The sequence below is a fragment of the Zavarzinia aquatilis genome (assembly GCF_003173035.1).
GTDB classification, from domain to species: Bacteria; Pseudomonadota; Alphaproteobacteria; order Zavarziniales; family Zavarziniaceae; genus Zavarzinia; species Zavarzinia aquatilis.
Genome location: NZ_QGLE01000001.1, coordinates 403,439 through 430,342, shown reverse-complemented (window position 1 = coordinate 430,342; position 26,904 = coordinate 403,439). Strand labels below are relative to the sequence as shown.

General features: G+C 66.7%; 22 protein-coding genes. 11 read left to right on the top strand and 11 right to left on the bottom strand.

The features are described 5' to 3' along the window. Positions 1–78: 78 nt before the first annotated feature. Both DKG74_RS02110 and DKG74_RS02105 read left to right on the top strand, forming a co-directional pair. Entirely contained in the window at positions 79–1,353 is a 1,275-nt protein-coding gene (locus DKG74_RS02110) for a M23 family metallopeptidase (protein WP_109902094.1), read from the top strand. Then, the gene (locus tag DKG74_RS02105; RefSeq protein ID WP_165837487.1) at positions 1,307–1,753 is read left to right on the top strand and encodes a bactofilin family protein; all 447 of its coding nucleotides are present in this window, start codon (positions 1,307–1,309) and stop codon (positions 1,751–1,753) included. The genes DKG74_RS02110 and DKG74_RS02105 overlap by 47 nt, the downstream gene beginning before the upstream one ends. An 8-nt stretch (positions 1,754–1,761) precedes the next feature. Here the strand turns inward: DKG74_RS02105 and prfB are convergent. The 3 genes from prfB to DKG74_RS02090 all read right to left on the bottom strand — a co-directional run bounded on the left by prfB (position 1,762) and on the right by DKG74_RS02090 (position 5,905). Next, positions 1,762–2,890, bottom strand: a protein-coding gene (gene prfB, locus DKG74_RS02100) for a peptide chain release factor 2 (protein WP_109902090.1) whose coding sequence is annotated in 2 segments (ribosomal slippage) — positions 1,762–2,820 and positions 2,822–2,890 — 1,128 coding nt in all. Because the reading frame shifts where the segments join, the coding sequence is not laid out codon by codon here. Between the two features lie 79 nt (positions 2,891–2,969). Next, the gene (locus DKG74_RS02095) at positions 2,970–5,471 is read right to left on the bottom strand and encodes a penicillin-binding protein 1A (RefSeq protein WP_109902088.1); all 2,502 of its coding nucleotides are present in this window, start codon (positions 5,469–5,471) and stop codon (positions 2,970–2,972) included. A 101-nt stretch (positions 5,472–5,572) separates the two neighbouring features. Next, a complete protein-coding gene (locus tag DKG74_RS02090; RefSeq protein ID WP_207779220.1) occupies positions 5,573–5,905 on the bottom strand; it encodes a DMT family protein in 333 nt (110 codons plus the stop codon). Between the two features lie 596 nt (positions 5,906–6,501). On the opposite strand from DKG74_RS02090, the gene DKG74_RS02085 reads away from it, so the two are divergent. The 3 genes from DKG74_RS02085 to DKG74_RS02075 all read left to right on the top strand — a co-directional run bounded on the left by DKG74_RS02085 (position 6,502) and on the right by DKG74_RS02075 (position 11,950). Then, positions 6,502–9,636 carry an Rne/Rng family ribonuclease gene (locus DKG74_RS02085; protein ID WP_109902086.1) on the top strand — a complete coding sequence of 1,045 codons (3,135 nt, stop codon included), beginning with the start codon at positions 6,502–6,504 and terminating at the stop codon, positions 9,634–9,636. A 134-nt stretch (positions 9,637–9,770) separates the two neighbouring features. Next, entirely contained in the window at positions 9,771–11,180 is a 1,410-nt protein-coding gene (locus DKG74_RS02080) for a M48 family metalloprotease (protein WP_109902084.1), read from the top strand. A 17-nt stretch (positions 11,181–11,197) separates the two neighbouring features. Then, complete coding sequence (locus DKG74_RS02075; protein WP_109902082.1) at positions 11,198–11,950, top strand: DsbA family protein; 753 nt, start codon at positions 11,198–11,200, stop codon at positions 11,948–11,950. 12 nt (positions 11,951–11,962) lie between these two features. On the opposite strand, the gene DKG74_RS21615 is transcribed toward DKG74_RS02075, so the two are convergent. Continuing rightward, positions 11,963–13,516, bottom strand: a complete 1,554-nt coding sequence (locus tag DKG74_RS21615; RefSeq protein WP_165837486.1) for a hypothetical protein — start codon at positions 13,514–13,516, stop codon at positions 11,963–11,965. A gap of 176 nt (positions 13,517–13,692) precedes the next feature. On the opposite strand from DKG74_RS21615, the gene DKG74_RS22140 reads away from it, so the two are divergent. The 3 genes from DKG74_RS22140 (at position 13,693) to DKG74_RS02055 (ending at position 16,949) form a co-directional block, all read left to right on the top strand. Next, positions 13,693–14,112, top strand: a complete 420-nt coding sequence (locus DKG74_RS22140; protein ID WP_109902080.1) for a CoA-binding protein — start codon at positions 13,693–13,695, stop codon at positions 14,110–14,112. A gap of 108 nt (positions 14,113–14,220) precedes the next feature. Then, a complete protein-coding gene (locus tag DKG74_RS02060; RefSeq protein WP_109902078.1) occupies positions 14,221–15,504 on the top strand; it encodes an O-acetylhomoserine aminocarboxypropyltransferase in 1,284 nt (427 codons plus the stop codon). Positions 15,505–15,629: 125 nt separating this feature from the next. Beyond that, the gene (locus DKG74_RS02055) at positions 15,630–16,949 is read left to right on the top strand and encodes a tetratricopeptide repeat protein (RefSeq protein WP_109902076.1); all 1,320 of its coding nucleotides are present in this window, start codon (positions 15,630–15,632) and stop codon (positions 16,947–16,949) included. Here DKG74_RS02055 and DKG74_RS02050 read toward each other — a convergent pair. The 3 genes from DKG74_RS02050 to DKG74_RS02040 form a co-directional block, all read right to left on the bottom strand. Continuing rightward, positions 16,922–18,001: a COX15/CtaA family protein gene (locus tag DKG74_RS02050; RefSeq protein WP_109902074.1), complete on the bottom strand. Its 1,080-nt coding sequence runs from the start codon at positions 17,999–18,001 to the stop codon at positions 16,922–16,924. The genes DKG74_RS02055 and DKG74_RS02050 overlap by 28 nt on opposite strands. 107 nt (positions 18,002–18,108) lie before the next feature. Then, on the bottom strand, positions 18,109–18,810 hold the full coding sequence (locus DKG74_RS02045) for a TetR/AcrR family transcriptional regulator (RefSeq protein WP_109902072.1): 702 nt from the start codon (positions 18,808–18,810) through the stop codon (positions 18,109–18,111). Positions 18,811–18,909: 99 nt separating this feature from the next. After that, positions 18,910–20,172: a cytochrome P450 gene (locus DKG74_RS02040; RefSeq protein ID WP_109902070.1), complete on the bottom strand. Its 1,263-nt coding sequence runs from the start codon at positions 20,170–20,172 to the stop codon at positions 18,910–18,912. 171 nt (positions 20,173–20,343) lie between these two features. On the opposite strand from DKG74_RS02040, the gene DKG74_RS02035 reads away from it, so the two are divergent. Then, complete coding sequence (locus tag DKG74_RS02035) at positions 20,344–20,562, top strand: hypothetical protein (RefSeq protein ID WP_109902068.1); 219 nt, start codon at positions 20,344–20,346, stop codon at positions 20,560–20,562. A 583-nt stretch (positions 20,563–21,145) separates the two neighbouring features. On the opposite strand, the gene rpsI is transcribed toward DKG74_RS02035, so the two are convergent. From rpsI to DKG74_RS02020, 3 genes are all read right to left on the bottom strand, one after another. Continuing rightward, positions 21,146–21,646, bottom strand: coding sequence for a 30S ribosomal protein S9 (rpsI, locus tag DKG74_RS02030; RefSeq protein WP_109902066.1), 501 nt, complete (start codon positions 21,644–21,646; stop codon positions 21,146–21,148). 3 nt (positions 21,647–21,649) lie between these two features. Next, positions 21,650–22,108 carry a 50S ribosomal protein L13 gene (gene rplM, locus DKG74_RS02025; protein WP_109902064.1) on the bottom strand — a complete coding sequence of 153 codons (459 nt, stop codon included), beginning with the start codon at positions 22,106–22,108 and terminating at the stop codon, positions 21,650–21,652. Between the two features lie 157 nt (positions 22,109–22,265). Then, positions 22,266–22,877 (bottom strand): glutathione S-transferase N-terminal domain-containing protein, encoded by a 612-nt coding sequence (locus tag DKG74_RS02020; RefSeq protein WP_109902062.1) that lies wholly within the window; start codon positions 22,875–22,877, stop codon positions 22,266–22,268. Between the two features lie 89 nt (positions 22,878–22,966). On the opposite strand from DKG74_RS02020, the gene DKG74_RS02015 reads away from it, so the two are divergent. Beyond that, positions 22,967–23,761: an enoyl-CoA hydratase gene (locus DKG74_RS02015; protein ID WP_109902060.1), complete on the top strand. Its 795-nt coding sequence runs from the start codon at positions 22,967–22,969 to the stop codon at positions 23,759–23,761. Between the two features lie 7 nt (positions 23,762–23,768). On the opposite strand, the gene thiS is transcribed toward DKG74_RS02015, so the two are convergent. After that, complete coding sequence (gene thiS, locus DKG74_RS02010; protein WP_109902633.1) at positions 23,769–24,752, bottom strand: sulfur carrier protein ThiS; 984 nt, start codon at positions 24,750–24,752, stop codon at positions 23,769–23,771. Positions 24,753–24,870: 118 nt separating this feature from the next. Here thiS and DKG74_RS02005 point away from each other — a divergent pair, with 118 nt between their 5' ends. Next, a complete protein-coding gene (locus DKG74_RS02005) occupies positions 24,871–26,805 on the top strand; it encodes a PAS domain-containing hybrid sensor histidine kinase/response regulator (RefSeq protein WP_165837485.1) in 1,935 nt (644 codons plus the stop codon). Positions 26,806–26,904: the final 99 nt, after the last annotated feature.

Sequence of the window (26,904 nt, the reverse complement as noted above, 5' to 3'; positions counted from 1 at the left end):
AACAGCTTGGGTTGACATGGTGCCGCCACTCTGGCGGCAATAGCGGCCGACTTGAGACTGACAGGTAAACACCGTCGCATGACCCACGACGCCCGACTTCGCCCGCTCGCTTCACGCCGGCAGTGGCTCGCCCCCCGCGAGATCGCCATTCGCGATCCCTGGGGCGTGCGCTGGCTGCGGCTGTCACGGCGGACACAGGTCTCGGCGCTCGCGCTCGGCGTTGCCGCCCTTGCCTGGGTCGCCCATGCGACCGTGGCCACGCTGGTCCCGGCCGACGATCCCTTGCGGCAGGCCGAGACCATCGCCCGGCTGCAGACCGAAATCGCCGGCAGGGCGCGCGACGCCGATGCTCTCCGGCTCGACATCGCGCGTCTGCGCGAGGAAAAGGCCGTGGCCGATGCGGCGCGGGCCGTGGCCGAAAGCCAACTGGCGGCGGCCTTGCCCGCCCCCGGACAGAGCCCCGAGGACGCCCGCGTCACCGCCCTCGAAAGCGAGCTGGCCGAAGCCTATCTGAAGCAGCAGGGCATGGCCGAAAGCCTCGCCGTCGCCGACGACCGCATCGCCGCCCTCGAGGACAAGGCCATGGGCCTGCGCGACATGGTCGCGGTCACCGGCCGTCAGGCGACGCAGCTCAAGGACAAGGTGTCGACCCTCGAACTCATGCAGGGCCATCTCGTCGAGCGGCTGAAGCCGGCGACCGATGTCGAGATCGCCTTGCTCGAAACAGGACTGGCCCCCACCCGCCTCGATCTCGACAAGGTGGTGTCCGAGGTGGCCGATGGAGGCAGCGGCGGCCCCCTGCTGCCGGTGATGGACGATCTGGCCCCGACCGTCGAAAACGCCCGCCTCAGCGATCTGACCGCTTCGACCGCCCGGCTCGACGCGCTGCGCAGCGCCGTTTCCTCCATGCCCATCGCCCTGCCCGTGCGCCTCGACGGGATCGAGGTGCGCAGCAATTTCGGCAACCGCCGCGACCCGATCAACCGCCGCGCCGCCTTCCATGCCGGTATCGACTTCGGCGGCACCATCGGCACGCCGGTCTTCGCGACCGCCCCGGGCGAAGTCGTGCTCGCCGGCTGGGCCGGTGCCTATGGCCGCGCCGTTCGCGTTCGCCATGCCTTCGGCCTCGAGACCCAATACGCCCACCTCAGCGCCCTGTCGGTGAAGGTGGGCGACAAGGTTGACGTCGGCGACGTGATCGGCAAACTCGGATCTTCGGGGCGTTCCACCGGGCCGCATCTTCATTATGAAGTGCGCCTGCAGGATATCCCGGGCGATCCCATGCGCTTCATCGAGGCAGGCCGCAATGTTCAACAACAGACAGAACGCGCGCGAGACGAAGCCGAAGACTAGCGGTCGCCGGGGCGAGGCCATCTCCCGCCCCTCGATCCTGGCCGAAGGGCTCAGCGTCACCGGCAATATCGAAACCGCGGGCGATCTTCAGATCGACGGCACGGTGGTCGGCGATATCGCCTGCCGCACCCTCACCCTCGGCGAGGACGGGCTGGTCAAGGGCGCCATCGCCGCCGAGACCATTCACGTGCGCGGCCGGATCGAAGGCCGGATCGACGCCGCGGTGGTCGAACTGGCGGCCAGCGCCATCGTTGTCGGCGACATCCTGCACGACAGTGTCGGTGTCGAAGCCGGCGCCAGCATCGAAGGCCACCTGAAGCGTCGCCACAAGGCGAAGCCCGCGGCGGAGGAAAAGCCGGCCGAGGGCGGCAAACCCGCCCTCGTCGTCACCAATTCCTGAAGCCGCGATCAGTCGAGGTCGCTGACCTCGGCCCCGCCGCCTTCCACGCGGGCGGCCAGCGCCGCCGCCATGAAGCGGTCGATGTCGCCGTTCAGCACGCCCTGGGTATCCGAGGTCTCGGCCCCGGTGCGCAGGTCTTTCACCATCTGATAGGGCTGCAGGACGTAGGACCGGATCTGGTGGCCCCAGCCGATCGCCGTCTTGGTCTCTTCCGTCGCCTTGGCCGCTTCCTCGCGGATCTGCAGCTCGCGCTCGTAGAGCCGGGCTTTCAGCATGGACATGGCCTGCGAGCGGTTCTTGTGCTGCGAGCGGTCGGCCTGGCAGGCAACGACGATGCCGGTCGGGATATGGGTGATGCGGATCGCCGAGTCCGTCTTGTTGACGTGCTGGCCGCCCGCGCCCGAGGCCCGGTAGGTATCGACCCGCAGGTCCTTGTCGAGGATTTCGATCTCGATCGCATCGTCGACCACCGGATAGACCCAGACCGAGGCGAAGCTGGTCTGGCGCCTGGCGTTGGAATCGAAGGGCGAGATGCGGACGAGCCGGTGCACGCCCGATTCCGTCTTCATCCAGCCATAGGCGTTCAGGCCCTTGACCAGGATGGTCGCGGACTTGAGGCCGGCCTGTTCGCCCGGGCTGTCTTCGATCAGCTCGACCTTGTAGCCCTTGCGCTCGGCCCAGCGGGTATACATGCGCAGCATCATCTCGGCCCAGTCCTGGGCCTCGGTGCCGCCGGCGCCGGCATTGACTTCCAGATAAGTGTCATTGCCGTCGGCTTCACCCGACAGCAGCGCCTTCACTTCGGCCTCGCCTGCCTCGTCGCGCACGCGCCGCAGGTTGGCGACGGCATCGTCGATCATGCTCTCGTCACCCTCGACCTCGGCCATTTCGGCGAGTTCGAGCATGTCGCGGAGTTCAGCTTCCAGCCGCTTGTAGGCGCCGATCGCATCGTCGAGGCGGGTGCGCTCGCGCATGATCTTCTGCGCTTCGGCGGGATCGTTCCACAGGGACGGGTCTTCGACCCGCGCGTTCAGTTCTTCGAGTCGGACGTTGGCAACGTCCCAGTCAAAGATGCCTCCTCAGCAGTTCGAGCGACTGCTTGATTTCGGCGTTGAGGGATTCGACGTCGGCGCGCATGTCTCCGGCCCTTCGTTCAGGAAGGGGCACGGTATAGCGGGGATTGGCCCCGCCGACAACCGCGAGGCCGCGCGAAAGCTCAGTAGAGGCCGCCGGTCGCGGAATCCCCCGCCGCGGGCGGTGCCGCCGGCGCACCCGGGGCGGCCGGCACCGGCGCCCCGATGGCGCCGAGGAAATCCGGATCGCTGCCGAAGCTGCCATCGCCGCCCGTGAAGGCGGCGTCGGTCGAGCCGTCGAGCACGGGACGCGGGCCGAAAGGTTCGGTCCCCGGCTTGAACGCCTCGAAGATCGCCCGCTCGCCCGGGGCGGCTGGCGCGCCGGTCGACGGGTTCACGCGGACGAGGCGCAGGCCCGGCGGAATGCGGAACGGAATGCCCGGCTTGTCGCGCAGGGCGGCGGCCATGAAATCGCGGAACACTGGCGCCGCGACCGAGCCGCCGGTTTCCTTGCCGCCGAGGGTGCGCGGCTGGTCGAAACCGAAGAAGACACCGGCGACGAGATCGGGCGAGAAGCCGATGAACCAGACGTCCTTGGAATCGTTCGACGTGCCGGTCTTGCCGGCCAGCGGCTTGCCGACGGCGCGGACCTTGCCGCCCGTGCCGCGCTCGACGACGCCCTGCAGCAGCGAGACCATCTGATAGGCGGTGCCGGCGTCGATCACCTCGGGCCGGTTGTCCGGCACCACGGGCGGCGGCTGGCCGTTGTAGCTGGTCGGGCCGCAGCCTTCGCAGGTCCGCATGTCGTGCTTGAACACGGTGCGGCCGCGCCGGTCCTGGATGCGGTCGATCAGGCTGGGCGTGATCTTCTTGCCGCCATTGACGAACTGGCCATAGGCCGCGGTCATGCGCAGCAGCGTGGTCTCGCCCGCGCCGAGCGACATGGCGAGATAGGGCGGCAGGTCGGTGACGACGCCGAACCGCTCGGCCAGGGCCTTCACCTTGTCCATGCCGATGTAATAGGCAAGACGCGCGGTGACGAGGTTACGCGATTTCTCGAGCGCGACGCGGAGCGTGATCGGCCCCAGGAAATCGTGACCGTAGTTCGCCGGCCGCCAGGGCGGCAGGCCCGGCCCCTGATCGGCGGTGAAGGGACCGTCCTCGACCAGGGTCGAGGGCGTGAGGCCCGATTCCAGCGCGGTCGCATAAACGAAGGGCTTGAAGGTCGAACCGGGCTGGCGCAGGGCCTGGGTCGCGCGGTTGAACTGGCTTTCGTTATAGGACCAGCCGCCGACCATGGCGAGCACGCGGCCCGTGTGCGGGTCAAGGGCGACAAAGGCCGCGCCGACATTGGGAATCTGGCGCAGGGCGAAGCTGCCTTGCGCCTGCAGCGCCTCGACCGCGACGATATCGCCGACCGACAGAACGTCGCCGGGATTGCGCGGCGCGGCGCCAGCGCCCTGCCCCGCCGTGGTCGGCCGGGCCCAGGTCAGCTCGCTCATGGCAATGACGCCGCGGCTGCCGTCGGCAAGGCCGATCTCGGCCGCCTTGGCATTGATGGCGGTGACGACGGCGAGACGCCAGCCCTCGATCCCGGGCACGGAGAGACCGGGCGGCACCGGCGTCGCCCGCAGCACGTCGAGCCAGTCGCCGGCGGCGATATTGACGCGGGTGATCGGGCCGCGCCAGCCGTGGCGGCGGTCGTAGTCGATCATGCCCCGGCGCAGCACCTTGTCGGCGATGGCCTGCATGGTGGGGTCGATCGAGGTGCGGACGCTGAGCCCGCCCTCGTAGAGCGACTGCTCGCCATAGAGCGAGGCGATTTCGCGCCGGACTTCCTCGGCGAAATAATCGGCGGAGGTGGTCGAGGACTGGCCGGGGTCGCGCACGGCGAGCGGGCTCGCCTTGGCCTCGTCCCATTGCTCGCGGGTGATGCGGCCGTCCTCATACATGCGGTCGAGCACCCAGTTGCGGCGCTTCACCGCCGCATCGTGCTGGCGTACCGGATGGTAGTTGGACGGCGCCTTGGGCAGGGCGGCGAGATAGGCCATCTCGGCGACGCTCAGCTGGTCGAGCGGCTTGTCGAAATAGTTGAGCGCGGCGGCGGCGACGCCGTAGGAGCCCATGCCGAGATAGATCTCGTTCAGATAAAGCTCGAGGATGCGGTCCTTGGAGAAGGTCCGCTCGATCCTGAAGGTGAGGATCGCCTCCCTGATCTTGCGGCCGTAGGAAACCTCGTTGCCGAGCAGGAAGTTCTTCGCCACCTGCTGGGTGATGGTCGAGGCGCCGACCGGCCGGCGGTCGCTGCCCATGTGGCGCAGGTTGGTGAAGACCGCGCGCATCACGCCCGAGAAGTCGATGCCGCCGTGTTCGTAGAAATTCTTGTCCTCGGCCGAGAGGAAGGCGCCGATGACCCGGGGCGGGATCTGCGTGATCGGCACGAACAGCCGGCGCTCGCGGGCATATTCCGCCAGCAGCGAGCCGTCGCCGGCATGAAGGCGCGTCGTCACCGGCGGCTCATAGACCGCCAGCTGCCGGTAGTCCGGCAGGTCCTGCGAATAGTGGTGCACGACCCACAGCCCGGCCAGCAAGCCGACCACGGCGAGGATCGCGAAGGCACCGAAGATGAATCCGAGGAAGCGCATGTACCGCCGTTGCATGGGTCCGCCAGCGCCGTCCTTATATCCGATCGAGAGCTGGCGGGGACCTTGTTCCGTGAATATGGCACGGCTGTGGCATCACTGCATCACCCCCGGAACATGAACCACACCGCGCCGACGAGGCAGCAGAAGGCGCCAAGATGGTTCCAGCGCAGCGCCTCGCCCAGATACAGCACCGAGAAGGCGGCGAAGACGAGCAGGGTGACGACCTCCTGAATGGTCTTCAACTGACCCGCCGTGAACTCGCCGAAGCCCATCCGGTTGGCCGGCACCATCAGGCAATATTCGAAGAAGGCAATGCCCCAGCTGATCAGCACCACCTTCCACAGCGGCTGGCTCGTGAACTTCAGGTGGCCATACCAGGCGAAGGTCATGAAGACGTTGGAAGCAATCAGCAGCGCGATGGTCGGCACGGTCATCCTCGGGAAACGGTAAGCCGAAGGCGACAGTGCCATTTTTCTCGGCAGATAGGCATTGCCGCGACAGTCGGGGGGTCATATGTTAGTCACGCGAAAAAAGGTGCCGGTCCAGCGCCACCTTTCGGTCAGGATTGCCCCGACTTCCGGGACGACAACCGCGATCGGTGTGCGAGTTCGGGCCAGTTGCTCTCCGACCTGTCGAGTCGGCCGTGGGGCTCATCAGCCGACGGACGGACATGCGACGTCAGCAACGCGGCGCCTTTCCGGCAATGCTCATTCAAACCCAATCATTCACCCTGCACAGAGACAAGTTCCGCCCGTGTCGTCAGAGCGCAAACTGGCCCCCTCCGAAGCACATCGCCCCGGCGTTTACGCCGGCCGGCGCGCTGTCGGCGGCCCCTGCGCTCGGCGCATCGCGCATGGCCACCGCCCGGTTCCGGGCGACGGCCGTCTCTTGCGCCCAAGTCTCGACCCTGCGCCTCGCGGCCCGCGGTCCGGAGGCATTCCGGGCGCCTTGACCTGTGCCAACCAGCCGATCCCCAGGCATCCGGCGGCCCGTTCGCGGCCCCTCGCCCGGGATCGAGGAGAGCTTCCTAATGGCAACCCGTATGCTCATCGACGCCACGCACCCGGAGGAAACCCGGGTTGTCGTGGTGCGCGGCAATCGTCTTGAAGAATTCGATTTCGAATCCGCGAACAAGAAGCAGCTCAAGGGCAATATCTATCTCGCCAAGGTCACCCGCGTGGAGCCCTCGCTCCAGGCGGCCTTCGTGGAATATGGCGGCAATCGCCACGGCTTCCTCGCCTTCAGTGAAATCCACCCGGACTATTACCAGATCCCCGTCGCGGACCGTCAGGCCCTGCTCGACGAGGAGGCGGCGGCCCACGCCGATGATGACGACGACGATGACGATATCGGCGACGTCGACGAGAACGGCGAGGAAGCCTCGGCCGACGCGGACGACGACGGCGGCCTGATCGAGGTCGTCGAAGTCGATACCGCGACCGAGGTCGTCGGCGCCGGCAGTGGCGACGACGAGGACGGCGACGGTTCGTCCCTCGGCGCCGACTCCGAATTCGAAGACCCGGTGCTCGAAGGCGATCCCGAGACGCTGAAGGTGGTCGAACCCGAGGCCCCGGCCGAGGACGCGCCCGCGCCCGAAGCCGTTGCCGCCCCTGAAGAAGTCCCGGCCCCCATCGAGGCCCCCGCCCCCATCGAGGAGCCTTCTCTCACCGAGGAGCCGGCCCCCGTCGTCGCCGAAGCGGCGCCGGCCGAGGAAACCGCCCCGGTCGTTGCAGCCGCCACGGCCATCGTCGAGGAATCCCCCGAGCCGGCCGAAGCCGCCGTGATCGCCGAGGAAGCGCCGGGCACCCTGGTCGCGGAGACCGAGGTGGTCGCCGAGGCGCCGGCCGACGTACCGGCCGCACCGGAGGAGACCGCCGAGACCGTCGCCGAAATCCCCGCTGTCGAGATCCCCGCCTTCGTGGCGCCGGCCCCCGTGTCCGACGCCGCCCCGGCGGCCGAGAGCGAATACCAGCAGCGGCCGCGCTTCCGGCCCCGCCGCTCCTACAAGATTCAGGAAGTGATCAAGCGCCGGCAGATCATGCTGGTGCAGGTCGTCAAGGAAGAGCGCGGCAACAAGGGCGCCGCCCTCACCACCTATCTGTCGCTCGCCGGCCGCTACTGCGTGCTGATGCCGAATTCCCCGCGCGGCGGCGGCATTTCGCGCAAGATCCAGAACCCGGCCGACCGCAAGCGCCTGAAGTCGATCACCTCGGAACTCGAGCTGCCCAAGGGCATGAGCGTCATCGTGCGCACGGCCGGCCTCAACCGGACCAAGCCCGAGATCAAGCGCGACTACGAATATCTGATGCGCATGTGGGATTCGGTGCGTGAACTCACACTGAAGTCCTCGGCCCCTGCCCTCGTCTACGAGGAAGGCAATCTGATCAAGCGCGCGATCCGCGATCTCTATTCCAAGGACATCGAGGAAATCCAGGTCGACGGCGAGGAAGGCTATCGCCAGGCCAAGGACTTCATGCGGATGCTGATCCCCAGCCACGCGAAGAATGTCCAGCTCTACCGCGACCGGGTGCCGCTGTTCCACCGCGCCCAGATCGAGAATCAGCTCGACCAGATGTTCAACCCGACGGTTCATCTGCGCTCGGGCGGCTATATCGTCATCAACCCGACGGAAGCCCTGGTCTCGATCGACGTGAACTCGGGCCGCGCCACGCGCGAGCACAATATCGAGGAAACGGCGACCAAGACCAATCTCGAGGCGGCCGAGGAAATCGCCCGCCAGCTGCGCCTGCGCGATCTCGCCGGCCTGATCGTCATCGACTTCATCGACATGGAAGACCAGCGCAATGCCCGCGCGGTCGAACGCAAGATGAAGGATTGCCTGAAGACCGACCGCGCCCGTATCCAGATCGGCCGCATCTCGCCCTTCGGCCTTCTCGAGATGTCGCGCCAGCGCCTGCGCCCCTCGCTGCTCGAAGCCTCCACCGTCGTTTGCCCGCATTGCCGCGGCGTCGGCCTGATGCGCTCGACCGAATCGACCGCGCTGCACGTTCTGCGCGGGATCGAGGACGAAGGGATGCGCGAGCGCGCCTCGAAGATCGCCGTGAAGATCCCCGAGGCCATCGCCCTCTATATCTTCAATCACAAGCGTGACGCCCTGCGCTCGCTCGAAGAGCGTTACGACTTCAAGATCTATGTCGAGATCGACCCCGAGTTGATCGCCCCCGACTACCGGATCGAGCGCCTGGCCAACCGCAGCACCCCGGTGCCCGAGGCCGTGCTGGCGATCCGCTCCGGCACCTTCCCGATGCCTGACCTCGAGGAAGAGGACAGCGCCGAAGTCGAGGAAGAGACCGAGGTCGAGGCCGAGGCCGAAAACCCCGAGAGCGAAGCCGAAACCCCGGCCGAAAGCGCCGAAGGCGATGGCAAGAAGCCGCGTCGCCGTCGTCGTCGCCGTCGTGGCAAGGACGGCAAGGAGCGCGAGACCTCCGAGGGCGCGCGCGAGGGTGACGACGCCGAGGATTCGGCCGACGACGCCGAGGCCGCGTCTGAAGTCGGCGCCGAGGGTGAAGCCGCGCCGGCCGCCGATGCCCCGGAAGCCGAAGCCGCCGAGGGCGATGACGCGAGCGAGGGCGCCGAGGGCGAAACCGACGCCGAGGGTGACGGGGATGGTTCGCGCCGTCGCCGCCGTCGTGGCCGCCGTGGCGGCCGCCGCCGGCGCAGCGACGCCGCCGAAGGCGAGAGCGAAAGCGCCGAGGGCGAGAGCGCGGAACCGGCGGAAGCCGTGGCGGACGATGCCGCTGTGGCCCCGGAGCCGGCTCCCGAGTCGGCCCCCGAAGCGATCGCCGAAGCGGCTCCCGCCGAGGTGACCCGCATCGAGATCGAAATCCAGGAAGCGCCTGCTCCGGCCGTGGAAACGGCCGAAACGGCGGCTCCGGCCCCCGAGTCCGCGCCGCTGCCCGAAACGGTGGCGCCCGAAACGGTGGCGCCCGAAACGGTGGCGGAAGTGTTCCCGGCGGCGCATAGCCCCGAGCCGGAAGGCACCGAGGTCGAAGTTTCGGCGGAAGCCCAGTCCGTCGGCACGGCCGAGCCCCCGGCTCCGGTGAACAAGCCGGTCGAGACCATCGTTTCCGGCCAGCAGCCCGATCCGGAAACGCCCCCGCAGCCGCCGCGCCGCGGCTGGTGGCAGCGCCGCTTCAACGGCTGACGGCGGAGACGCCGGGCGCGAAACGAACGGGCGCCAAACGAAAGAGGGGGCGGCGGACCGAACCAGGCCTGCCGCCCCTTTTTCAATTGTGCTAGGGTTCAGTCCGGGCTTGGGGGCTGAACGGAGAATCTCACTTGCTGTCGTCGCCTGCCCGCCTTCGGCACTTCGCGGCCCCGGCCTCCCTCGCGAGGCGGATCGCCGGTCTGACCACCGCCCTCCTCTTCGGGATCTCCGCCCTCGCGCCACTGGCTTCGGCCCAGCAGGCCCAGCGGTCGCTGAACCTGATCCGCGACGCCGAGATCGAACACGACATCCGCGCCATGGCCGTGCCGATCTTCCGCGCCGCCGGGCTCGACGACGCGGCCGTGCGGGTCATCCTGATCCAGGATTCGACGCTGAACGCCTTCGTCGCCGGTGGCCAGAACCTGTTCCTGAACACGGGCACCCTGATCGCCGTGACGACACCGGAGCAGCTGATGGGCGTCATCGCCCATGAAACCGGCCATATGGCGGGCGGCCATCTGGTGCGCAGCACCGAGGCCCTGCGCAATGCCTCGATCCAGCAGATCATCGCGACCGTGCTCGGCGCCATCGCCATCATCGGCGGTGGCGGTGAGGCGGGCGCGGCCGTCATGATGGGCGGCAGCCAGATCGCCACGCGCAGTTTCCTGCAATATTCACGCACCCAGGAATCCGCCGCCGATCAGGCCGCCATCACCTTTCTGGACAAGCTGCACGTCACGTCGCGCGGGCTGGGCGAATTCCTGAGCATCATCGACCGCGACCAGTTGCGCATCCGCTCGGACCAGAACCCTTACGTCTATACCCACCCGCTGACCCCCGAGCGCATGGCGGCGCTGGAGACGCGGGTGAACCAGTCGCCTTACGTCGATTCCGCGGCATCGCCGGTCTATGTCGAGATGCTGGCGCGGATGCAGGGCAAGCTGCGCGGCTTCATCGACAATCCGGATTCCACCATCCGCCGCATCCCCTCCTCGGCGACGGGCATCGCCGACCGTTACGCCCGCGTGGTCGCGCTCTATCGCAAGCCGGACATGCCGACCTTCCTGACCGAGATCGACGCCCTGCTGCGCTCCTATCCCAACGATCCCTATCTGCTTGAGCTGAAGGGTCAGGCGCTGCTGGAGAATGGACAAATCCAGGCCTCCATCGAGCCGTACCGCCTCGCCGTGAAATATGCGCCGGACGAGCCACTGATCCGTGTCGGCCTCGCCAGCGCCATGATCGCGACGGAAGATGCGAAGCAGACGGCGGATGCCGTGCGCGATCTCGAAATCGCGACGCGGGCCGACCCGGACAATTCCATGGCCTGGTATCAACTCGCCATCGCCTATGGGCGGCAGGACAAGATCGGTCTCGCCGCCCTCGCCTCGGCCGAACGCTTCCTTCTCATCGGCAAGCTGGAGGATGCCTATCAGCAGGCCCAGCGCGCCGAAGCCGACCTGCCGCCGGGATCGCCGGGCGCCCTGCGCGCCGCCGATATCCGCGACCTCTCCCTGCGCCTTTGGCGCGACCGCCGTTGAACCGGAGTATCTGCCCCATGCGTCGCCTTCTCGCTTCCAGTCTGGCCGCCCTCCTGCTGACGGGCGCCGCGCTGCCCGCCAGTGCCGGCTCGTTCGACGATGCCAGCAAGGAGGAAATCCGCCAGATCGTGAAGGACTACCTGATGGAACATCCGGAGGTGATCATCGAATCGGTGCAGGCGATGCAGGCCCGTGAAGACGCGGCCAAGGCGGACGAGGCCAAAGGCCAGATCGCGGCCCTGCGCGAGAAATTGCTGCGCGACGGACGCGATCAGGTGCTCGGCAATCCCAACGGTGACGTCACGCTGGTCGAATTTTTCGACTACCGCTGCGGCTACTGCAAACAGGCCCAGCCCACCCTCGACGAGTTGATCAAATCCGACCCCAAGCTGCGTGTCGTCCTCAAGGAATTCCCCATCCTCGGGCCCGATTCCCTCGTTGCCAGCCGGGCGGCCCTCGCCTCGGTCGCGCAGGGCAAATACAAGGAATTCCACGCCGCCCTGATCGCCTCCAAGGGGGCTCTGGGCGACGACAAGATCATGGAAATCGCCAAGGGCGTCGGTATCGACACCGATAAACTGAAGGCGGCCATGCAGGACCAGGCCATCGCCGGCCACATCGACGACAATCATGCCCTGGCCGGGAAACTCGCGATCAACGGCACGCCCAGTTTCATCATCGGCGACCAGCTGGTGCCGGGCGCCGTCGATCTCGACACGCTGAAGAAGCTGGTGGCCGCCGCCCGTGGCGCCTGCGCCGGCAGCTGCTGATCCTTCTATGCCTCAGGCCGGCGGCGGCACCCGCACGCTGCCGGCCGGCTGCTCGTTGAACACGGGCTCCGAACCGCCGCCGAAACTGCCGATTCCGGGAATGGTCAGGGTCGGGCCGCTGCTGCGGCTGCCCGGCGGCGGCGAGGCGATGGTGCCGCGCCGCTCGGCGATCACCTTGCCGTCGTAAAGCACGGTCAGGCGGTAAGAGGCGGTGGGCGGCCGCGGGCGCTGCGGGTCCGGATAAATCCGCACCTTCATCTGAAAATCGCCGAGCGGCGGATTGCCGGAAAAGGTGATGTGTTCAACCGGATCGGGCACCAGCACCAGCCCGCCCGCGTTGGCATAACCGTTGGCGTCGATGTCGAGCCGGCCGGAGCCGCAGCCGCTCGGCTGGCGCGACCAGATCATCTGTCCACTCGGGCAGACGACATGCAGGTCGAGATCCGCCGCATTGTCCCAGGCGAGAATGAACTCCAGACGGCCCTTGGCCCCGCCTCGCTCCTCGACCCGGCGGCGGTCCTCCGCCACCTGACGGTCCTGCGGGGCCTCGGCACGGGGCGGTGCTGTCGGCGCCGGCTGGGCCGGGGTGGGCGGCGGCGTGGGCGCGGGTGTCGGGGTTGGCGGGCGCGCCGGCGGCTCGGGCGCCGGAGGCTCCGGGGCTGGTGTCGGCTGCGGCGGGGTCTGAGGCGCCGGCTCGGGCGGGGAAACAGGCTGGGCCGGGATCGCCGGGCGGCAGGCCGCGGCCTTTTCCGCCAGCTGGCGCTGCAGGTCCGACAGGCCGCGTCGCAAATCCTGCTCCCGCGCTTTCAGCCCCTCGAGATCGGCGGCGAGGCCGATTTCGCTTTCCGGCACCTCGCAGACGAGCGCCGGCTTGTCGAGGAACGACGAGAGCCAGCCGCGCTGCCAGGCGAAAAGGGCGATCACCCCGAGCGCCAGCGCGAGAAGCGCCAGCAGGGTGGCGACCACGGGCCAGGTCCAGCGTGACGGGGCGGCCCGGGCGACCGCGGCCGCCGGGACCGCCGCCGCCGTGGGCGTCGCGCCCGGCAGCGGCGCGGTATCGCCGGCACGCGGTATCGGCCGGATGACCGGCGCGAAAGCGAACAGGACGCCGCGCGGCGATGGCACGCCGCGTCCCGTGGGATCGAGGGCGATGCTGCCCCAGTCGGTCAAAACCGGCTGATCGCCGACCAGATAGACGCGGTCGAGGCCCGGGATTTCCAGCGCGGCCGCGATCAGCGCGCCGAGTTCGCGTTCCTCCGCCGCGCCCGAGGCGGCAAGTCGCCCCGCCTCGCCGCGAATTTCGCCGACCAGCCGGCCGAGCCGGCTCTGGACCTCGGCCCGCGCCTCCGGCGGCAGGTCGACGAAGCGCACGGGCGCGCCATCGGCGACGCTGTGCCATTCGATGAAGGCACCGGCCTCGCGCGGGCGGGTGAAGAGCGCGGCATGGGCTGGCCCCAGACGCTCCCCGATGTGGCCGGCGATGGTGTCACGGGCGAGACGGGGCGCGCGGCCTTCGACCGCGATGGCCTCGACCCGGTCGATCCTGGTGGTTGCGACAAGCGTCATGATCGCCCGCTGAAGATTACCCTGGTAGCAACGGCCGCCAGCCCCGCCGGTTCCGGCCGGGCGGCGCAGTGTAGTCCATCGCCCGCCCGACGGACAGATGTCGCGCTCCCCCCTTTGTCCGCGATTGACGATCGCCGCGCGCGGGGGTCCACTGCCGCGGCACAAGGAGACCCGCCATGGCCTATCCCCGAGACGACGCCGCCCTGCGCCGCCTTCTGACCGAAACCCGGGTGATCGCCCTCGTCGGCGCCAGCGCCAAGCCGGCGCGCGCTTCCCACGAGGTGATGGAATATCTGCTGCACCGCGGATACCGGGTGATTCCGGTCAATCCCGGCCTCGCGGGGCAGACCATCCTCGGGCAGACCGTGGTGGCGCGACTCGCCGACATCGGGGAGCCCATCGACATGGTCGACATCTTCCGCGAGGAATCGGCGCTCGCCGGTGTCGTCGACGAAGCCATCGCGATCAAGGCCAAGTCGGTCTGGATGCAGCTCGGCCTGGCCGACAACAGCGCGCGGGCAAAGGCGGAACACGCCGGCCTGACCGTCGTCATGGACCGTTGCCCCAAGATCGAGATCCCCCGCCTCGGCTTATAGACATAAATTCACTGTTATTATTTTCTAATAAACAGGCTGTAACAGGAAATAACTGGACAGCCGATGCGCGTGTTGCCTAAATGGCGACATTCTTGATGGAGACCAGGAATGAGCGAGCACAAGCCTGCCTTCGAAACCCGCACCATCCACGCCGGTGCGGCCCCCGACCCGGCGACCAACGCGCGGGTCACGCCGATCTACCAGACCGCGTCCTATGTCTTCGACGATGTCGACCATGCGGCGTCGCTGTTCGGGCTGCAGGCCTTCGGCAATATTTACACCCGCATCATGAACCCGACCAACGCGGTGCTGGAATCGCGGATCGCCGACCTTGAAGGCGGCACCGCCGCCCTCGCCGTCGCCTCGGGCCATGCCGCGCAGTTCCTGGTGTTCCACACCCTGCTCTCGCCCGGGGACAAGTTCCTCGCCTCGAAGAAGCTCTATGGCGGCTCGATCAACCAGTTCGGCAACAGCTTCAAGTCCTTCGGCTGGGAAGTGATCTGGGTCGATTCCGATGATCCGCAGAATTTCGACCGCGCCTTCGTGCCCGGCGTGAAGGCGATCTTCGTGGAATCCATCGCCAACCCCGGCGGTGTCGTCACCGACCTCGACCCGATCGGCGCCATCGCGAAGAAGCACCATGTGCCGCTCATCGTCGACAACACGCTGGCGACGCCCTATCTGGTCCGCCCCTTCGAGCATGGCGCCAACATCGTCGTCCATTCGGCGACCAAGTTCCTGGGCGGACACGGCAATTCCATCGGCGGCCTGATCGTCGACGGCGGCAATTTCGACTGGCTGGCGGACGACAAGTTCACCCAGCTCTCGAAGCCCAATCCGTCCTATGCCGGCCTCGAACTGGGCAAGACCTTCGGTAACATCAGCTTCGCCATCGCCGCCCGCGTGCTGGGCCTGCGCGATCTCGGGCCGTCGCTCGCGCCGTTCAACGCCTTCCTGATCCTGACCGGGATCGAGACCCTGGCCCTGCGCATCGAGCGCCACACGGCGAATGCCCTCGCCGTCGCCCGCCACCTGCAGGGCCACGCCAAGGTCGCCTGGGTGTCCTACGCCGGGCTCGAGGGCGACAAGTACCACGGCCTGCAGCAGAAATACGCGCCCAAGGGCGCGGGCGCCGTCTTCACCTTCGGCCTCAAGGGCGGCTATGACGCGGGTGTCGGCCTCGTCAAGAACGTGAAGCTGTTCTCTCACCTCGCCAATATCGGCGACGTTCGCAGCCTGATCATCCATCCGGCCTCGACCACCCACAAGCAGCTGACCCCGGCCCAGCGCGCCGCGGCCGGTGCCGGCGACGACGTCGTCCGCCTGTCGGTCGGCATCGAGAATGTGGTCGATATCATCGCCGACCTCGACCAGGCCCTCGCCGCGCTCTGAGCCGCGGCACGTCGGCGCGGCGCCGCCCGGAGACCCTTCCGGGCGGCGCTTTTGCTCGGTCGCGGTTGACAGTCTCGCGCGCGATCTGAAACGCTGATCGCGTCTCTCTTGTGCGAGTAGCTGCGATGACGACCGATGCCCAGGGCCTGGCGCTCAGCGCCGGGGAGGAGATCGCCCCCCTTCTCGATCAGGCGATCCACGATTATTTCGCCTGGCGCGGCGACCCCATCGGCACGCTGGCGAGCGCGACCGAGGCCGACCCGGGCTTCGCCCTCGGCCATGCCGCCATTGCCTCGCTGATGGTGCTGGGGGGCGTGCCGGGCAGCAACAAGGACGTCCGCGCCCGGCTCGATACCGCCGCCGCCCTGCCCGCCAATGCCCGCGAGCGCGCCCATCTCGCCGCGGCGCAGGCCTTCGCCGCCGGCGCGATGGTCAGGGCGACCGACATCTGGGAAGCGATTCTGATCGACTATCCGACCGACGCGCTGGCCCTGCGCTTCGCTCACGACAGTTATTTCTACCTCGGCCACTCCTTCAGCATCCGCGATTCCATCGCCCGCGTGCTCGATCAATGGGATCGCGACGACCCGCTTTATGGCTTCGTCCTCGGGCAATATGCCTTCGGCCTCGAGGAAGCGGGCGATCTCGCCAAGGCCGAGGCCATGGGCCGCGCCGCCCTCGCCCGCAATGCCGAGGATGCCTGGGCGGTCCACGCCGTCGCCCATGTCCTCGAAATGACCAGCCGTCAGGCCGAGGGCATCGCCTTCCTGCGCGAGACCAGGCCCGACTGGTCGAAGGGCATCTGGCTTTCGGTGCACAATGGCTGGCACCTCGCGCTTTATCTGATCGAGGCTGGCCGTGGTGGCGAAGTGCTGGCCGATTACGATGCCCATGTCGCGCCCAAGATCGGGGGCGACAGCCTGCTCGACCTCGTCGACGCTTCGGCGCTCTTGTGGCGCCTCGAACTGGCGGGGGTCGACGTCGGTCCGCGCTGGCAGGCCATCGCCGCCCAGTGGCTGACCCATGTCGACGATCATGTGCTGGCCTTCAACGATCTGCATATCGCCATGGCTGCCGCGCGGGCCGGGCGAGGCGACGATGTCGCCGCCCTGCGCCGCTCGCTCGATGCCTATCAGGCCGGCGACGACGATGCCGACAACCGGGTCATCACCCGCGATGTCGGCCGTTCGGTGATCGAAGGCGTGCTGGCCCACGCCGAGGGCGACCATGCGGGTGCCGTCAGCCACCTGCTGCCCTGCCGCTACAAATGGATCCGCATCGGCGGCAGCCACGCCCAGCGCGACCTGCTGACCCAGACCCTGATCGACGCCGCCGAGAAATCGGGCCAGCACCGCCTCGCCCATGCCCTGTGGGCCGAACGGGCGGGCTGGCGTCCGACCGCGCCGGTACTGGAGCGTTACGCCGCCGCCCGCCGCAGACGGTGAGCGAGGTTGAGGCCGAGGGTGAAGAGCACGAAGGCCCCGGCCTGATGCACGGCGCCGAGGGAGACCGGCACGACCTCGATCAGCGTCCAGATGCCCAGCAGGAACTGGACGACCAGCATGGCCAACAGGCCATGGGCCGCCGCCTTCGCCCGGGGATCGGCCACCCGGGCGCGCACGGCCAGGAACAGGCCAAGAATGGCGAGGGCGACCAGTTCCGCGCCACGGCGGTGCAGGAACTGGATGGTGATCGTGTTCTCGAACGGGTCGAGCCAGGCGGGCGTGTGGCTGAACATGCCGGCGGGCGCGATCTCGCCATCCATGAGGGGCCAGGTGTTGTAGGCAAGCCCGGCGTCGAGCCCGGCGACAAAGGCGCCGATCACGATCTGCAGGAAGAGGAGCAGGATGACCACGGCCGTCGCCCGCGACAGGCCGGCCGAGGCGACGCGGACGACGCGCCCGCGCCAGAGGTCGAGCGCGGTCCAGAACACCGCCGCGTGGATGATGAAGGCGAGCGAGAGATGGGCCGCCAGCCGGTATTGCGAGACCGAGACCCGCTCGGTCAGGCCCGACGCCACCATGAACCAGCCCAGCAGCCCCTGCGATCCACCCAGGACCAGAATGCCGCCAAGGCGCCAGGCCATGGGGCGGTCCAGCTTGCCGCGCAACAGGAACCAGAGGAAGGGAACGAAGAAGGCAAAGCCGATCAGCCGGCCGAGCAGCCGGTGCGCCCATTCGAACCAGTAGATCTGCTTGAACTCATGAAGGCTCATGCCCTGGTTCAGCTGCTGGTACTGGGGAATCTGCTGGTACTTGGTGAATTCCGCCTGCCACGCTTCTTCGGACAGCGGCGGGATCGCGCCGGTGACTGGCTTCCATTCGGTGATCGACAGCCCTGAATCCGTCAGCCGCGTCACCCCGCCCAGCACGACCATGCACAGCAGCAGGAAGGAGACGAAGAACAGCCAGCGCGCGACCGGACGGTTGACGGCCGGCGGCAGCGGCGCGGCCAGCGCGGCTTGCGATTGCTGCTGATAGGCACCGGAAAGGCTCATGCCCGATCCTCATGTTCACTTCGGCCGGCACGATAGGGGATCGTCCGCCCCACGGCCAGTGGCCCTGTTGTGGGAAAAATGCGGCCAGTGGCCGCGATATCGGAAAATCAGGCGGTGCGCAGAAGCGCGAAGGGCATGGCCTTGGCCTGCCGGAACGCCTCGACAAGGCCGAGCCGGTCGAGGAGATGGTCGCGCGCGCCAGGTCGCAGCATTTCACCGAGGGCGGCCAGATGTTGCACCACGCCCCAGGCCGCCTGATCCCCGCCCCGCTCCGGCACATTCAGCTCGCGGAAGAACTCGAGCGAGAAGCGGATGATCAGAATGGCGTTGGAGACATGAACGCCGATCCATTCGTCGGCGATGGCGAGATGGCCGGCATCGCGCAAGGCCCTGAAGAAATCCGACATCTGATGCCAGGTGCCGCCATAGATCGAGGCCAGATTCTGGGCAAGCGGCGGCGACAGTTCGCCGAAATCCGCGCGGTCGCGAAAGATGAAGCGGAAATCCTGTACCTCGGCGGTCAGGGCCTGCAGCATCTCGGCATAAGAATCGAGAATATCGCCCTGCCCCGGCGACAGCACGAGGCGCGCCCGCGCCCGCTCGACATAGAGCGCCGAAAGCTCGTCGAGCAGCGCGCGCTTGTTCCTGAAGTGATACCACAGGTTGCCTTCGGCAATGCCGACCTCGGCCGCGAGTTCCGCCGTGGTGACATTGCCGAAATGGCGCTCGTTGAACAGCCGCAGCGCGGTCTCGACGATGCGCTGGCGGGTGTTGCGGCTACGAGCCTTGGGGGGGCGATCTCCGTCCATCCCCAAGGCATAGGCGAATTCCGCCCGCTTGTCAGCCCGGCGCTTACGCCGCGGGTTTCCTCACTCGCGGCTAACGCCGCGGGCGTCCCTATTCGCGGCTTACGCCGCGCGGGGATGCACGCGGACCATCAGCTCCTCGTAGCCATTGACGAAGTTGGAGAGCACGCGCTTCGGCTCCTGCACCAGCTCGATGTTCTCGAAGCGCTTCATGATCTCTTCCCACAGCACGCGCAGCTGCATTTCCGCCATGCGGTTGCCCATGCAGCGGTGAATGCCGAAGCCGAACGAGATGTGATGGCGCGCCCGCCCCCGGTCGATGACAAAGGCGTCCGGGTTGTCGATCGCCGTTTCGTCCCGATTGCCCGAGCAGTACCACAGGACGACCTTGTCGCCCTTTTTGATCTGCTTGCCGTTCAGCACGAAGTCTTCCTTCGCGGTCCGGCGCATGTGGGACAGCGGCGTCTGGTAGCGGATGATTTCCGAGACCATGTTGGGGATCAGCGACGGATCCGCCTTCAGCTTGGCGTATTCGCCCGGGTTCTTGTTCAGGAAGTAGACGCCGCCCGAGATCGAATTCCGGGTGGTGTCGTTGCCCCCGACGATGAGCAGCATCAGATTGCCGACCATTTCCAGCGGATTGCTGATCATGTCCTTGGTCTGCGGGTTATGGGCCATCAGCGAGATGAAATCGAACTTCGGCTCGGCCGCCGCGCGCTCGACCCACAGCTTCTGGAAATAGACCAGGCACTCGAACATGATGCGCTGACGCTCGGCCTGATCGAAGGTCGAGCCGACGGCTTCGGCCGAGGTCGCGATATCCGACCAGTAGGGCAGCAGGTAGCGGTCTTCCCACGGCACGTCGAACAGGGTCGCCAGCATCTGGGTGGTCAATTCCTTCGACACCCGCTCGACCCAGTTGAAGCTCTCGCCCACCGGCAGACCGTCGAGAATGACACCCGCGCGCTGGCGGATCAGGTCCTCGAGCTCCGACAGGCGCTGCGGCGCGACCGCGGGCGACGCGGCCAGGCGCTGCACGTCATGCACCGGCGGGTCCATGGCGATGAACATCGGCGGCTCGAAATTGTCGCTGGCGTCGCCGATGATGATCGAAGGTTCGGAGGAGAAGACGCCGGGATTGGTCTCCACCTTCACGATGTCGTCGAACTTCGTGATCGACCAGAATGCGCCGAATGCGCTCTGCGGGGTGAAGTGGATGGGGTCTTCCTTGCGCAGACGGCGGAAATATTCGCCATGCTCGTTGGCAAGGAAATACTCCGGACGGCTGGGGTCCAACTGCTCGATCGGCATGGACCAGGGGCCGGAGCCTTTACCGAATTCTTGTTCGACCGCTGCATCAGCCATGATGTTCTCCCTGTGCTTATTTTATGTAGGGTGTATACCCTAGATTTTTTCAGCGCGCAAAGGCCAATCTCTGTCCAACCTTGCGTCGGTGATCAGGATGGGTGAAGAATGCGGCCCGGTCACGCTCCCCATTATGGGGGGTGAAAAGCCACCGGAGGAGATACCGCCGCCATGCAGGACAATGCCATCGACACGCCCCGCCGCATCGCCTTCTGGGCCGGCATCGTCGGCGTGATCCTGGGCTGGTTCCTGATGCAGCATCTGTTCGCCGAACAGCCCGAACTGGGCCAGACGACGATCTACGCCCTCAGCACCGTGCCGCCCTTCGCGCTCTGGGGCATCGCCCTCGGCCTCGCGCAGGCCTTTGCCAGACGCCGCGACGAACGCTGATTCACCGTCCATCGCGGCTAAATCAAGTCTCGCCGCTATCGAGCCGGAGAGGCATTGACGGTCAATCGTCAACTGCGCGGATATCGCCGAACTCTACCCGCCAAATACTATCGCCAAAGGTTCTCGCTGCGGGAGACAGCGCCACCCCCAGCAGCAGAAAAAAGGCCATCGCACGAAAGGCCAGAATCCCTGTCGGCCTGCGCTCGGGCTCAGCATCGACCGGATTGCCCCAGCCCCCCGGCAGGAACTCATCGAATACGATCAGAAGTCCGCAAAAAGGGCAGCGCGGCGAAGGCAGTGACGGTGCAGATATAGGGCACGCGCCAAAGTGCAGACAGCACGAAAGCCGTCGCCACGACCACGAGCAAAATCAACGCCGTCGATCGAAATGTGCCAAGGGCCAAGCGGTCTTCCCTATTCCTCTGCCCGTTTTGACCACCGTCGGGACGTGACGGTGTCAATGAAAACGCCACCTCGTTCGCAAAAGCAACCGCCAGCCGACCAAAAAGAAACCCCGCCGGGATACGGCGGGGTTCCGAAGGGCGGCCCGGCGCGAAGCCGGGCGATCCCGAATGTAAAGCGATCAGCGCTTCGAGAACTGGAAGCTGCGGCGGGCCTTGGCCTTGCCGTACTTCTTGCGCTCGACCACGCGGCTGTCGCGGGTGAGGAAGCCGCCGGCCTTCAGGACCGAGCGCAGCTCGGGTTCCTGATAGGTCAGGGCCTTGGAGACGCCGTGACGGACGGCGCCGGCCTGGCCCGACAGACCGCCGCCGGAGACGGTGGCGTCGACGTCATACTGACCGACGCGGTTCGCGACCTGGAACGGCTGGTTCAGCAGCATGCGCAGGACGGAGCGAGCGAAATAGACGCCGATGTCACGACCGTTGATCGTGACCTTGCCGGTGCCGCGCTTCACCCAGACGCGGGCGACCGCGTCCTTGCGCTTGCCGGTCGCATAGGTGCGGCCCTTGGCGTCGACGGCCTTCTTGGCGTCGGGGGTGTTGCTGGCGGTGGCGGCGCTGGCCTGACCGCCGGTCAGGGTGCGCAGATCCTGGAGGGTACGGGGAGCCTGGTTATCGGCCATGGCTTACCTCTTGTTCTTCGGGTTCAGCGCCGCGACGTCGAGGACTTCGGGCTGCGAACCGAGATGCGGATGAGTGGGGCCGGCATAGACGCGCAGATTGGACATCTGCTGGCGGCCGAGGGGACCACGCGGAACCATGCGTTCCACGGCCTTCATCAGCACGCGCTCGGGATGCTTGCCGTCGAGGATCTGGCCCATGGTGCGCGACTTGATGCCGCCCGGATGGCCGGTGTGCCAGAAGAATTCACGGCGCTCGCGCTTGCGGCCCGTGAACTGCACCTTCTCGGCGTTGATCACGATGACATTGTCGCCCATGTCGACATGGGGCGTGAAGGTGGCAAGATGCTTGCCACGCAGGCGGTTGGCGACGATGGAGGCGAGACGGCCGACGACGAGGCCATCGCCGTCGATCACCACCCACTTTTTCGTCACTTCCGCGGGCTTTGCGGAATAGGTCTTCATTGCTCGGAAACCTCTGCTGTCGGGCGAACCCGGCGAAGGCCGGCATATAGACAGAGCCGGCCCCATATTGCAAGAGGTTCTGTGCAAGCAAAATCAGTCACTTATCAATACGGTATCATGTTACCGCCGCTTAAGTGACTGATTTTCCGTGATCCGATTACTCCGGTATATTGATACCGCGCTGCACGGCCGGCCGCGCGCCCACCAGCTCCAGCCAGGCGGAAACGCCCGGCAGCGTGTCGAGATCGACGCCGAGGAAGCCGCCCAGCTTGGCCCAGGGGTAGGCCGCCATGTCGGCGATGGAATATTCGGCCCCGCCGAGGTAGGGCGCCGCGGCCAGCCGGGTTTCCAGCACCTTGAAGATGCGATTCACCTCGGTCGAGAAACGCTCGATCGGATAGGCCTGCGGCTCGCCCTGATAATTCCGGAAATGGAACAGCTGGCCCATCATCGGGCCGATGGACGCCATCTGGAAGAACAGCCATTCCAGCACCGCGACCCGGTCGGCCGTGCCCGGCGCGGGCAGGAAGCGGCCATATTTTTCGGCCAGATAGATGAGGATGGCGCCCGATTCGAACACCACCTGACCATTGTCGAGGTCCTTGATCACCGGGATCTTGTTGTTGGGGTTCATCGCCAGGAAGTCCGGCGCGAACTGTTCGCCCTTGCCGAGGTCGATCATGAACGCCTTATAGGGCACGCCCAGTTCCTCGAGCATGACCGAGACCTTGCGGCCATTCGGGGTCTTCGACGTATAGAGTTCGATCATCGTCTAATTCCGCCATGGAAAACTGCCGGTCTAGCCTTGCCCCAACGGGCGGGAGCCGCCAAGGACAAAACCGAGAGGGAGGATCAGCCATGCACGCGGCTAAGAGCGCAGCTTTGGTCTTGCGCGACGACAACGAGGGAATCGCGACCCTGACCCTGAACCGGCCGGCGGCGCGCAATGCCCTGTCGATGGCGATGATGGCCGCGCTGATCGAGGCGCTGGACGCGGTCGATGCCGACCCTTCGGTGAAAGTCGTCGTCATCGCGGCCGAAGGCCCCGCCTTCTGCGCCGGCCACGACCTGAAGGAAATGCGCGGCCTTGGACTGGACGCCGAGAAGCTGGGCGCCGTCTTCGCCCGCTGCAGCCAGTTGATGCTGCGGATGCAGACCATCCGTCAGCCTCTGATCGCCCGCGTCCACGCCATGGCGACCGCCGCCGGCTGCCAGATCGTCGCCACCGCCGACCTCGCCATCGCCGCCGAAGGCGTGCGATTCGCGACGCCAGGCGTGAACATCGGCCTGTTCTGCTCCACCCCCATGGTCGCCCTCACCCGCAACATCGGGCGCAAGCAGGCGATGGAAATGCTGCTGACCGGCGAGACCATCGACGCCGCCGCGGCCGAGCGTTTCGGTCTGATCAACCGGGCGGTGCCGGCGGCCGAGCTCGACGGTGCGGTACTGGCGCTGGCCCGCCGCATCGCCTCGAAATCCCCCCTCACCCTCGCCATCGGCAAGGAAGCCTTCTACCGCCAGGCGGAAAAGCCGGTCGAGGACGCCTATGCCTATGCCTCGGCGGTGATGACCCGCAACATGCTGGCGCGCGACGCCCAGGAAGGCATCGGCGCCTTCATCGAGAAGCGCGAGGCAGTGTGGACCGGGTGCTGACCGTCGTTCAGATCAGCCCGGCGAGCGGCGAACTCGGGTCGGCATAGAGCTTGCGGGGCATCCGTCCGGCGCGATAGGCGAGACGGCCGGCTTCGATGGCGGCCTTCATCGCCCGGGCCATCAGGATCGGGTGCTTCGCCTCGGCGATGGCCGTGTTCATCAGCACGGCATCGCAGCCCAGTTCCATGGCGACGGCGGCATCCGACGCGGTGCCGACACCGGCATCGACCAGGACGGGCACCTTCGCCTCCTCGATGATCAGGCGGATGTTCACCGGATTCTGCACCCCGAGGCCCGAGCCGATGGGCGCCGCCAGGGGCATGATGGCGCAGCAGCCGATCTCTTCGAGGCGCTTGGCCGCGATGGGGTCGTCGGCGCAATAGACCATCACCTCGAAACCGTCCTTCACCAGAATCTCGGCGGCACGCAGGGTCTCGGGCATGTTGGGATAGAGCGTCTTCACATTGCCGAGAACCTCGAGCTTCACGAGGTTCCAGCCCCCCGCCTCGCGGGCGAGGCGCAGGGTGCGGATGGCATCCTCGGCGGTGTAGCAGCCGGCGGTATTGGGCAGGAAGGTGTAGACCTTGGGGTCGAGGTAATCGACCAGCATGGGCGCGCCCGGGGTCGCGAGATTCACCCGGCGCACCGCGACGGTGACGATTTCCGCGCCGGAGGCGGCGATGGCGTCGCGGGTTTCCTCGAAATCCTTGTATTTGCCGGTGCCGACGAGGAGGCGGGAATTGAAGCTGCGCCCCGCGATCACCAGGGGATCGTCGCCGGCCGCCCCGGCCTCGCCGCCACCGATGAAATGCACCACCTCGATCCGGTCGCCCTCGGCGAGGGCCACGCTGTCGAAGGTCGAGCGGGGCACGATTTCGAGATTGCGCTCGACGGCGACCTTGCCGCGGTCGAGACCGAGCCGGCCGATCAGGGCCGCGACCGTGGCCTGATCCGGCAAGGTCATGTTGTCGCCGTTGACCGTGATGTTCATCATCGCCTCGTGCCCGTCGATTCCCTGCGACACATATAGGCGATCGGAAGGCTCTAGTTAACCTTTTGGTGAGGCCAAGGTGACAAGCTGCCTTGGCAAAGTTACCGCAGGTGGGACCGTGGAAAGCAGCGCCGTACAGCTGAAGGCCGTCATCGACACAGCGGTTGACGGTATCGTCATCATTGATGGCCAGGGCGCGATCAGCGTTTTCAGCAAGGCCTGCGAGACCCTGTTCGGCTATACCCACGAAGAGGTCGAAGGTCGGAACCTGCGCCTGCTGATTTCCGAACCCGACGCGGGCGGCGCGCTGGCGCCCGATGTCGGCACCATCGTCGGATCGAGCCGGGAAACCCTCGGTATACGCAAGGACGGCTCGACATTTCCGATGGAACTGTCGATCGGCGAGGCCGAATCCCAGGGCAGTACGGTCTACGTCGGCATCATCCGCGACATTTCCAAGCGCAAGAAGAACGAGGACGACCTGCGCACCTCGGAAGCGACATTGCGCGCGGTCATCGAAACCGCCGTCGATGGCGTGATCATCATCGACCCCCAGGGCCTCGTCCAGATCTACAACACCGCCTGCCAGCGCCTGTTCGGCTATGCCCCGGGCGAGGTGATCGGCCGCAATATCCGGATGCTGATGCCCCAGCCCTACCGGGACGAGCACGACAGCTATATCGCCAACTACCATCGCACCGGCACGCGCAAGATCATCGGCATCGGCCGCGAAGTGGTCGGCCAGCGCAAGGACGGCTCGACCTTTCCCATGGAGCTTTCGGTCGGCGAAGCCATCGCCGCCGGCAAGAAGGTATTCGTCGGCATCATCCGCGACATTTCCGAGCGGATCGAGGCCATGGAAGCGGTCAGCAGCGCGAAACAGGCCGAGGCCGCCAACCGCGCCAAATCCGATTTCCTCGCCACCATGAGCCACGAGCTGCGGACGCCGATGAACGGCATCCTCGGCATGACCGGCCTGCTGCTCGACACGCCGCTGACCTCGGAACAGCGGGATTATGCTGAAGCCGTGCTGAAATCGGGCGAGACCCTGCTCACCCTGCTCAACAATATCCTCGACCTGTCCAAGATCGAGGCCGGCCGCTTCGAGCTTTACGACCGCAAATTCGATCCCAACGAGGTGCTCGACGGCATCGCCGCGGTCTGGGAAAGCCAGGCCAACCGCAAGGGCCTCGAGTTCTTCGTCACCAACGACCTGCGCGGCATCTCGACCCTGATCGGCGATCCCGACCGGCTGCGCCAGATCCTGGTCAATCTCGTCTCCAACGCGGTGAAATTCACCTCCTCGGGCTTCGTCGCCCTCCGCGTGAAGCGCGAAGCGGCGATGGGCGACAAGATCGTGCTGCGATTCGAGATCAAGGATTCCGGCATCGGCATCGCCGAGGATGTTCAGCCCCGCCTGTTCCGGAAGTTCGAGCAGGCCGACGCGGCGACGGCGCGAACCTACGGCGGCTCCGGCCTCGGTCTCGCCATCTGCCGGCAGCTGACCGAAATGATGGGCGGCCATATCGGCCTCGTCAGCGCCCCGGGGCGTGGCTCCACGTTCTGGATCACCCTGCCCTTCGATGTCGTCGAGGACGAGGAACAGGTCGGTCGCAAGCTGCGCGATCAGGCAGGGAACGCGGATGTCGTATCCGAAGTTTCCAATGATAAGCCATTGAATATCCTGGTGGCTGAAGATCATCCCTATAATCAGAAACTGATGCTGGCCCGATTGGGCAGCGCCGGCCATCGGGTGTCCATCGCCAACGATGGCGCCGAAGCCCTGGCCAAGGCGAAGGCCGAGATTTTCGATATCATCCTGATGGACGTGCGAATGCCGGTCATGGACGGCATTCAGGCGACGGCGGCGATCCGCACCCTGCCCTCGCCCCATGGCACGGTGCCCATCATCGCCGTGACCGCCCACGCCATGCGCGGCGACCGCGAGCGCTATATCGAAGCCGGGATGGACGACTACATTTCGAAGCCGGTCGACTTTGGCGCCCTCTTCCAGATCGTGCAGAAAATCCTGGAACACGCCCGGAAAGCCTGACTTACCGCCGGATAGCCCCGTTCGCGGTCCGATCGAGGCAGGGCGTTTGCACGCGCACACGGCTCACTGTAATGTGCGGCTGCCGCAAGAGCGGTGATT

Excerpts from the sequence above, each read along its gene's own strand:
- DKG74_RS02110 (WP_109902094.1), top strand. The coding sequence starts at position 79 with ATGACCCACGACGCCCGACTTCGCCCGCTCGCTTCACGCCGGCAGTGG.
- DKG74_RS02105 (WP_165837487.1), top strand. The coding sequence starts at position 1,307 with ATGTTCAACAACAGACAGAACGCGCGCGAGACGAAGCCGAAGACTAGC.
- DKG74_RS02095 (WP_109902088.1), bottom strand. The coding sequence starts at position 5,471 with ATGCGCTTCCTCGGATTCATCTTCGGTGCCTTCGCGATCCTCGCCGTG.
- DKG74_RS02090 (WP_207779220.1), bottom strand. The coding sequence starts at position 5,905 with ATGACCGTGCCGACCATCGCGCTGCTGATTGCTTCCAACGTCTTCATG.
- DKG74_RS02085 (WP_109902086.1), top strand. The coding sequence starts at position 6,502 with ATGGCAACCCGTATGCTCATCGACGCCACGCACCCGGAGGAAACCCGG.
- DKG74_RS02075 (WP_109902082.1), top strand. The coding sequence starts at position 11,198 with ATGCGTCGCCTTCTCGCTTCCAGTCTGGCCGCCCTCCTGCTGACGGGC.
- DKG74_RS21615 (WP_165837486.1), bottom strand. The coding sequence starts at position 13,516 with ATGACGCTTGTCGCAACCACCAGGATCGACCGGGTCGAGGCCATCGCG.
- DKG74_RS22140 (WP_109902080.1), top strand. The coding sequence starts at position 13,693 with ATGGCCTATCCCCGAGACGACGCCGCCCTGCGCCGCCTTCTGACCGAA.
- DKG74_RS02060 (WP_109902078.1), top strand. The coding sequence starts at position 14,221 with ATGAGCGAGCACAAGCCTGCCTTCGAAACCCGCACCATCCACGCCGGT.
- DKG74_RS02055 (WP_109902076.1), top strand. The coding sequence starts at position 15,630 with ATGACGACCGATGCCCAGGGCCTGGCGCTCAGCGCCGGGGAGGAGATC.
- DKG74_RS02050 (WP_109902074.1), bottom strand. The coding sequence starts at position 18,001 with ATGAGCCTTTCCGGTGCCTATCAGCAGCAATCGCAAGCCGCGCTGGCC.
- DKG74_RS02045 (WP_109902072.1), bottom strand. The coding sequence starts at position 18,810 with ATGGACGGAGATCGCCCCCCCAAGGCTCGTAGCCGCAACACCCGCCAG.
- DKG74_RS02040 (WP_109902070.1), bottom strand. The coding sequence starts at position 20,172 with ATGGCTGATGCAGCGGTCGAACAAGAATTCGGTAAAGGCTCCGGCCCC.
- DKG74_RS02035 (WP_109902068.1), top strand. The coding sequence starts at position 20,344 with ATGCAGGACAATGCCATCGACACGCCCCGCCGCATCGCCTTCTGGGCC.
- rpsI (WP_109902066.1), bottom strand. The coding sequence starts at position 21,646 with ATGGCCGATAACCAGGCTCCCCGTACCCTCCAGGATCTGCGCACCCTG.
- rplM (WP_109902064.1), bottom strand. The coding sequence starts at position 22,108 with ATGAAGACCTATTCCGCAAAGCCCGCGGAAGTGACGAAAAAGTGGGTG.
- DKG74_RS02020 (WP_109902062.1), bottom strand. The coding sequence starts at position 22,877 with ATGATCGAACTCTATACGTCGAAGACCCCGAATGGCCGCAAGGTCTCG.
- DKG74_RS02015 (WP_109902060.1), top strand. The coding sequence starts at position 22,967 with ATGCACGCGGCTAAGAGCGCAGCTTTGGTCTTGCGCGACGACAACGAG.
- thiS (WP_109902633.1), bottom strand. The coding sequence starts at position 24,752 with ATGAACATCACGGTCAACGGCGACAACATGACCTTGCCGGATCAGGCC.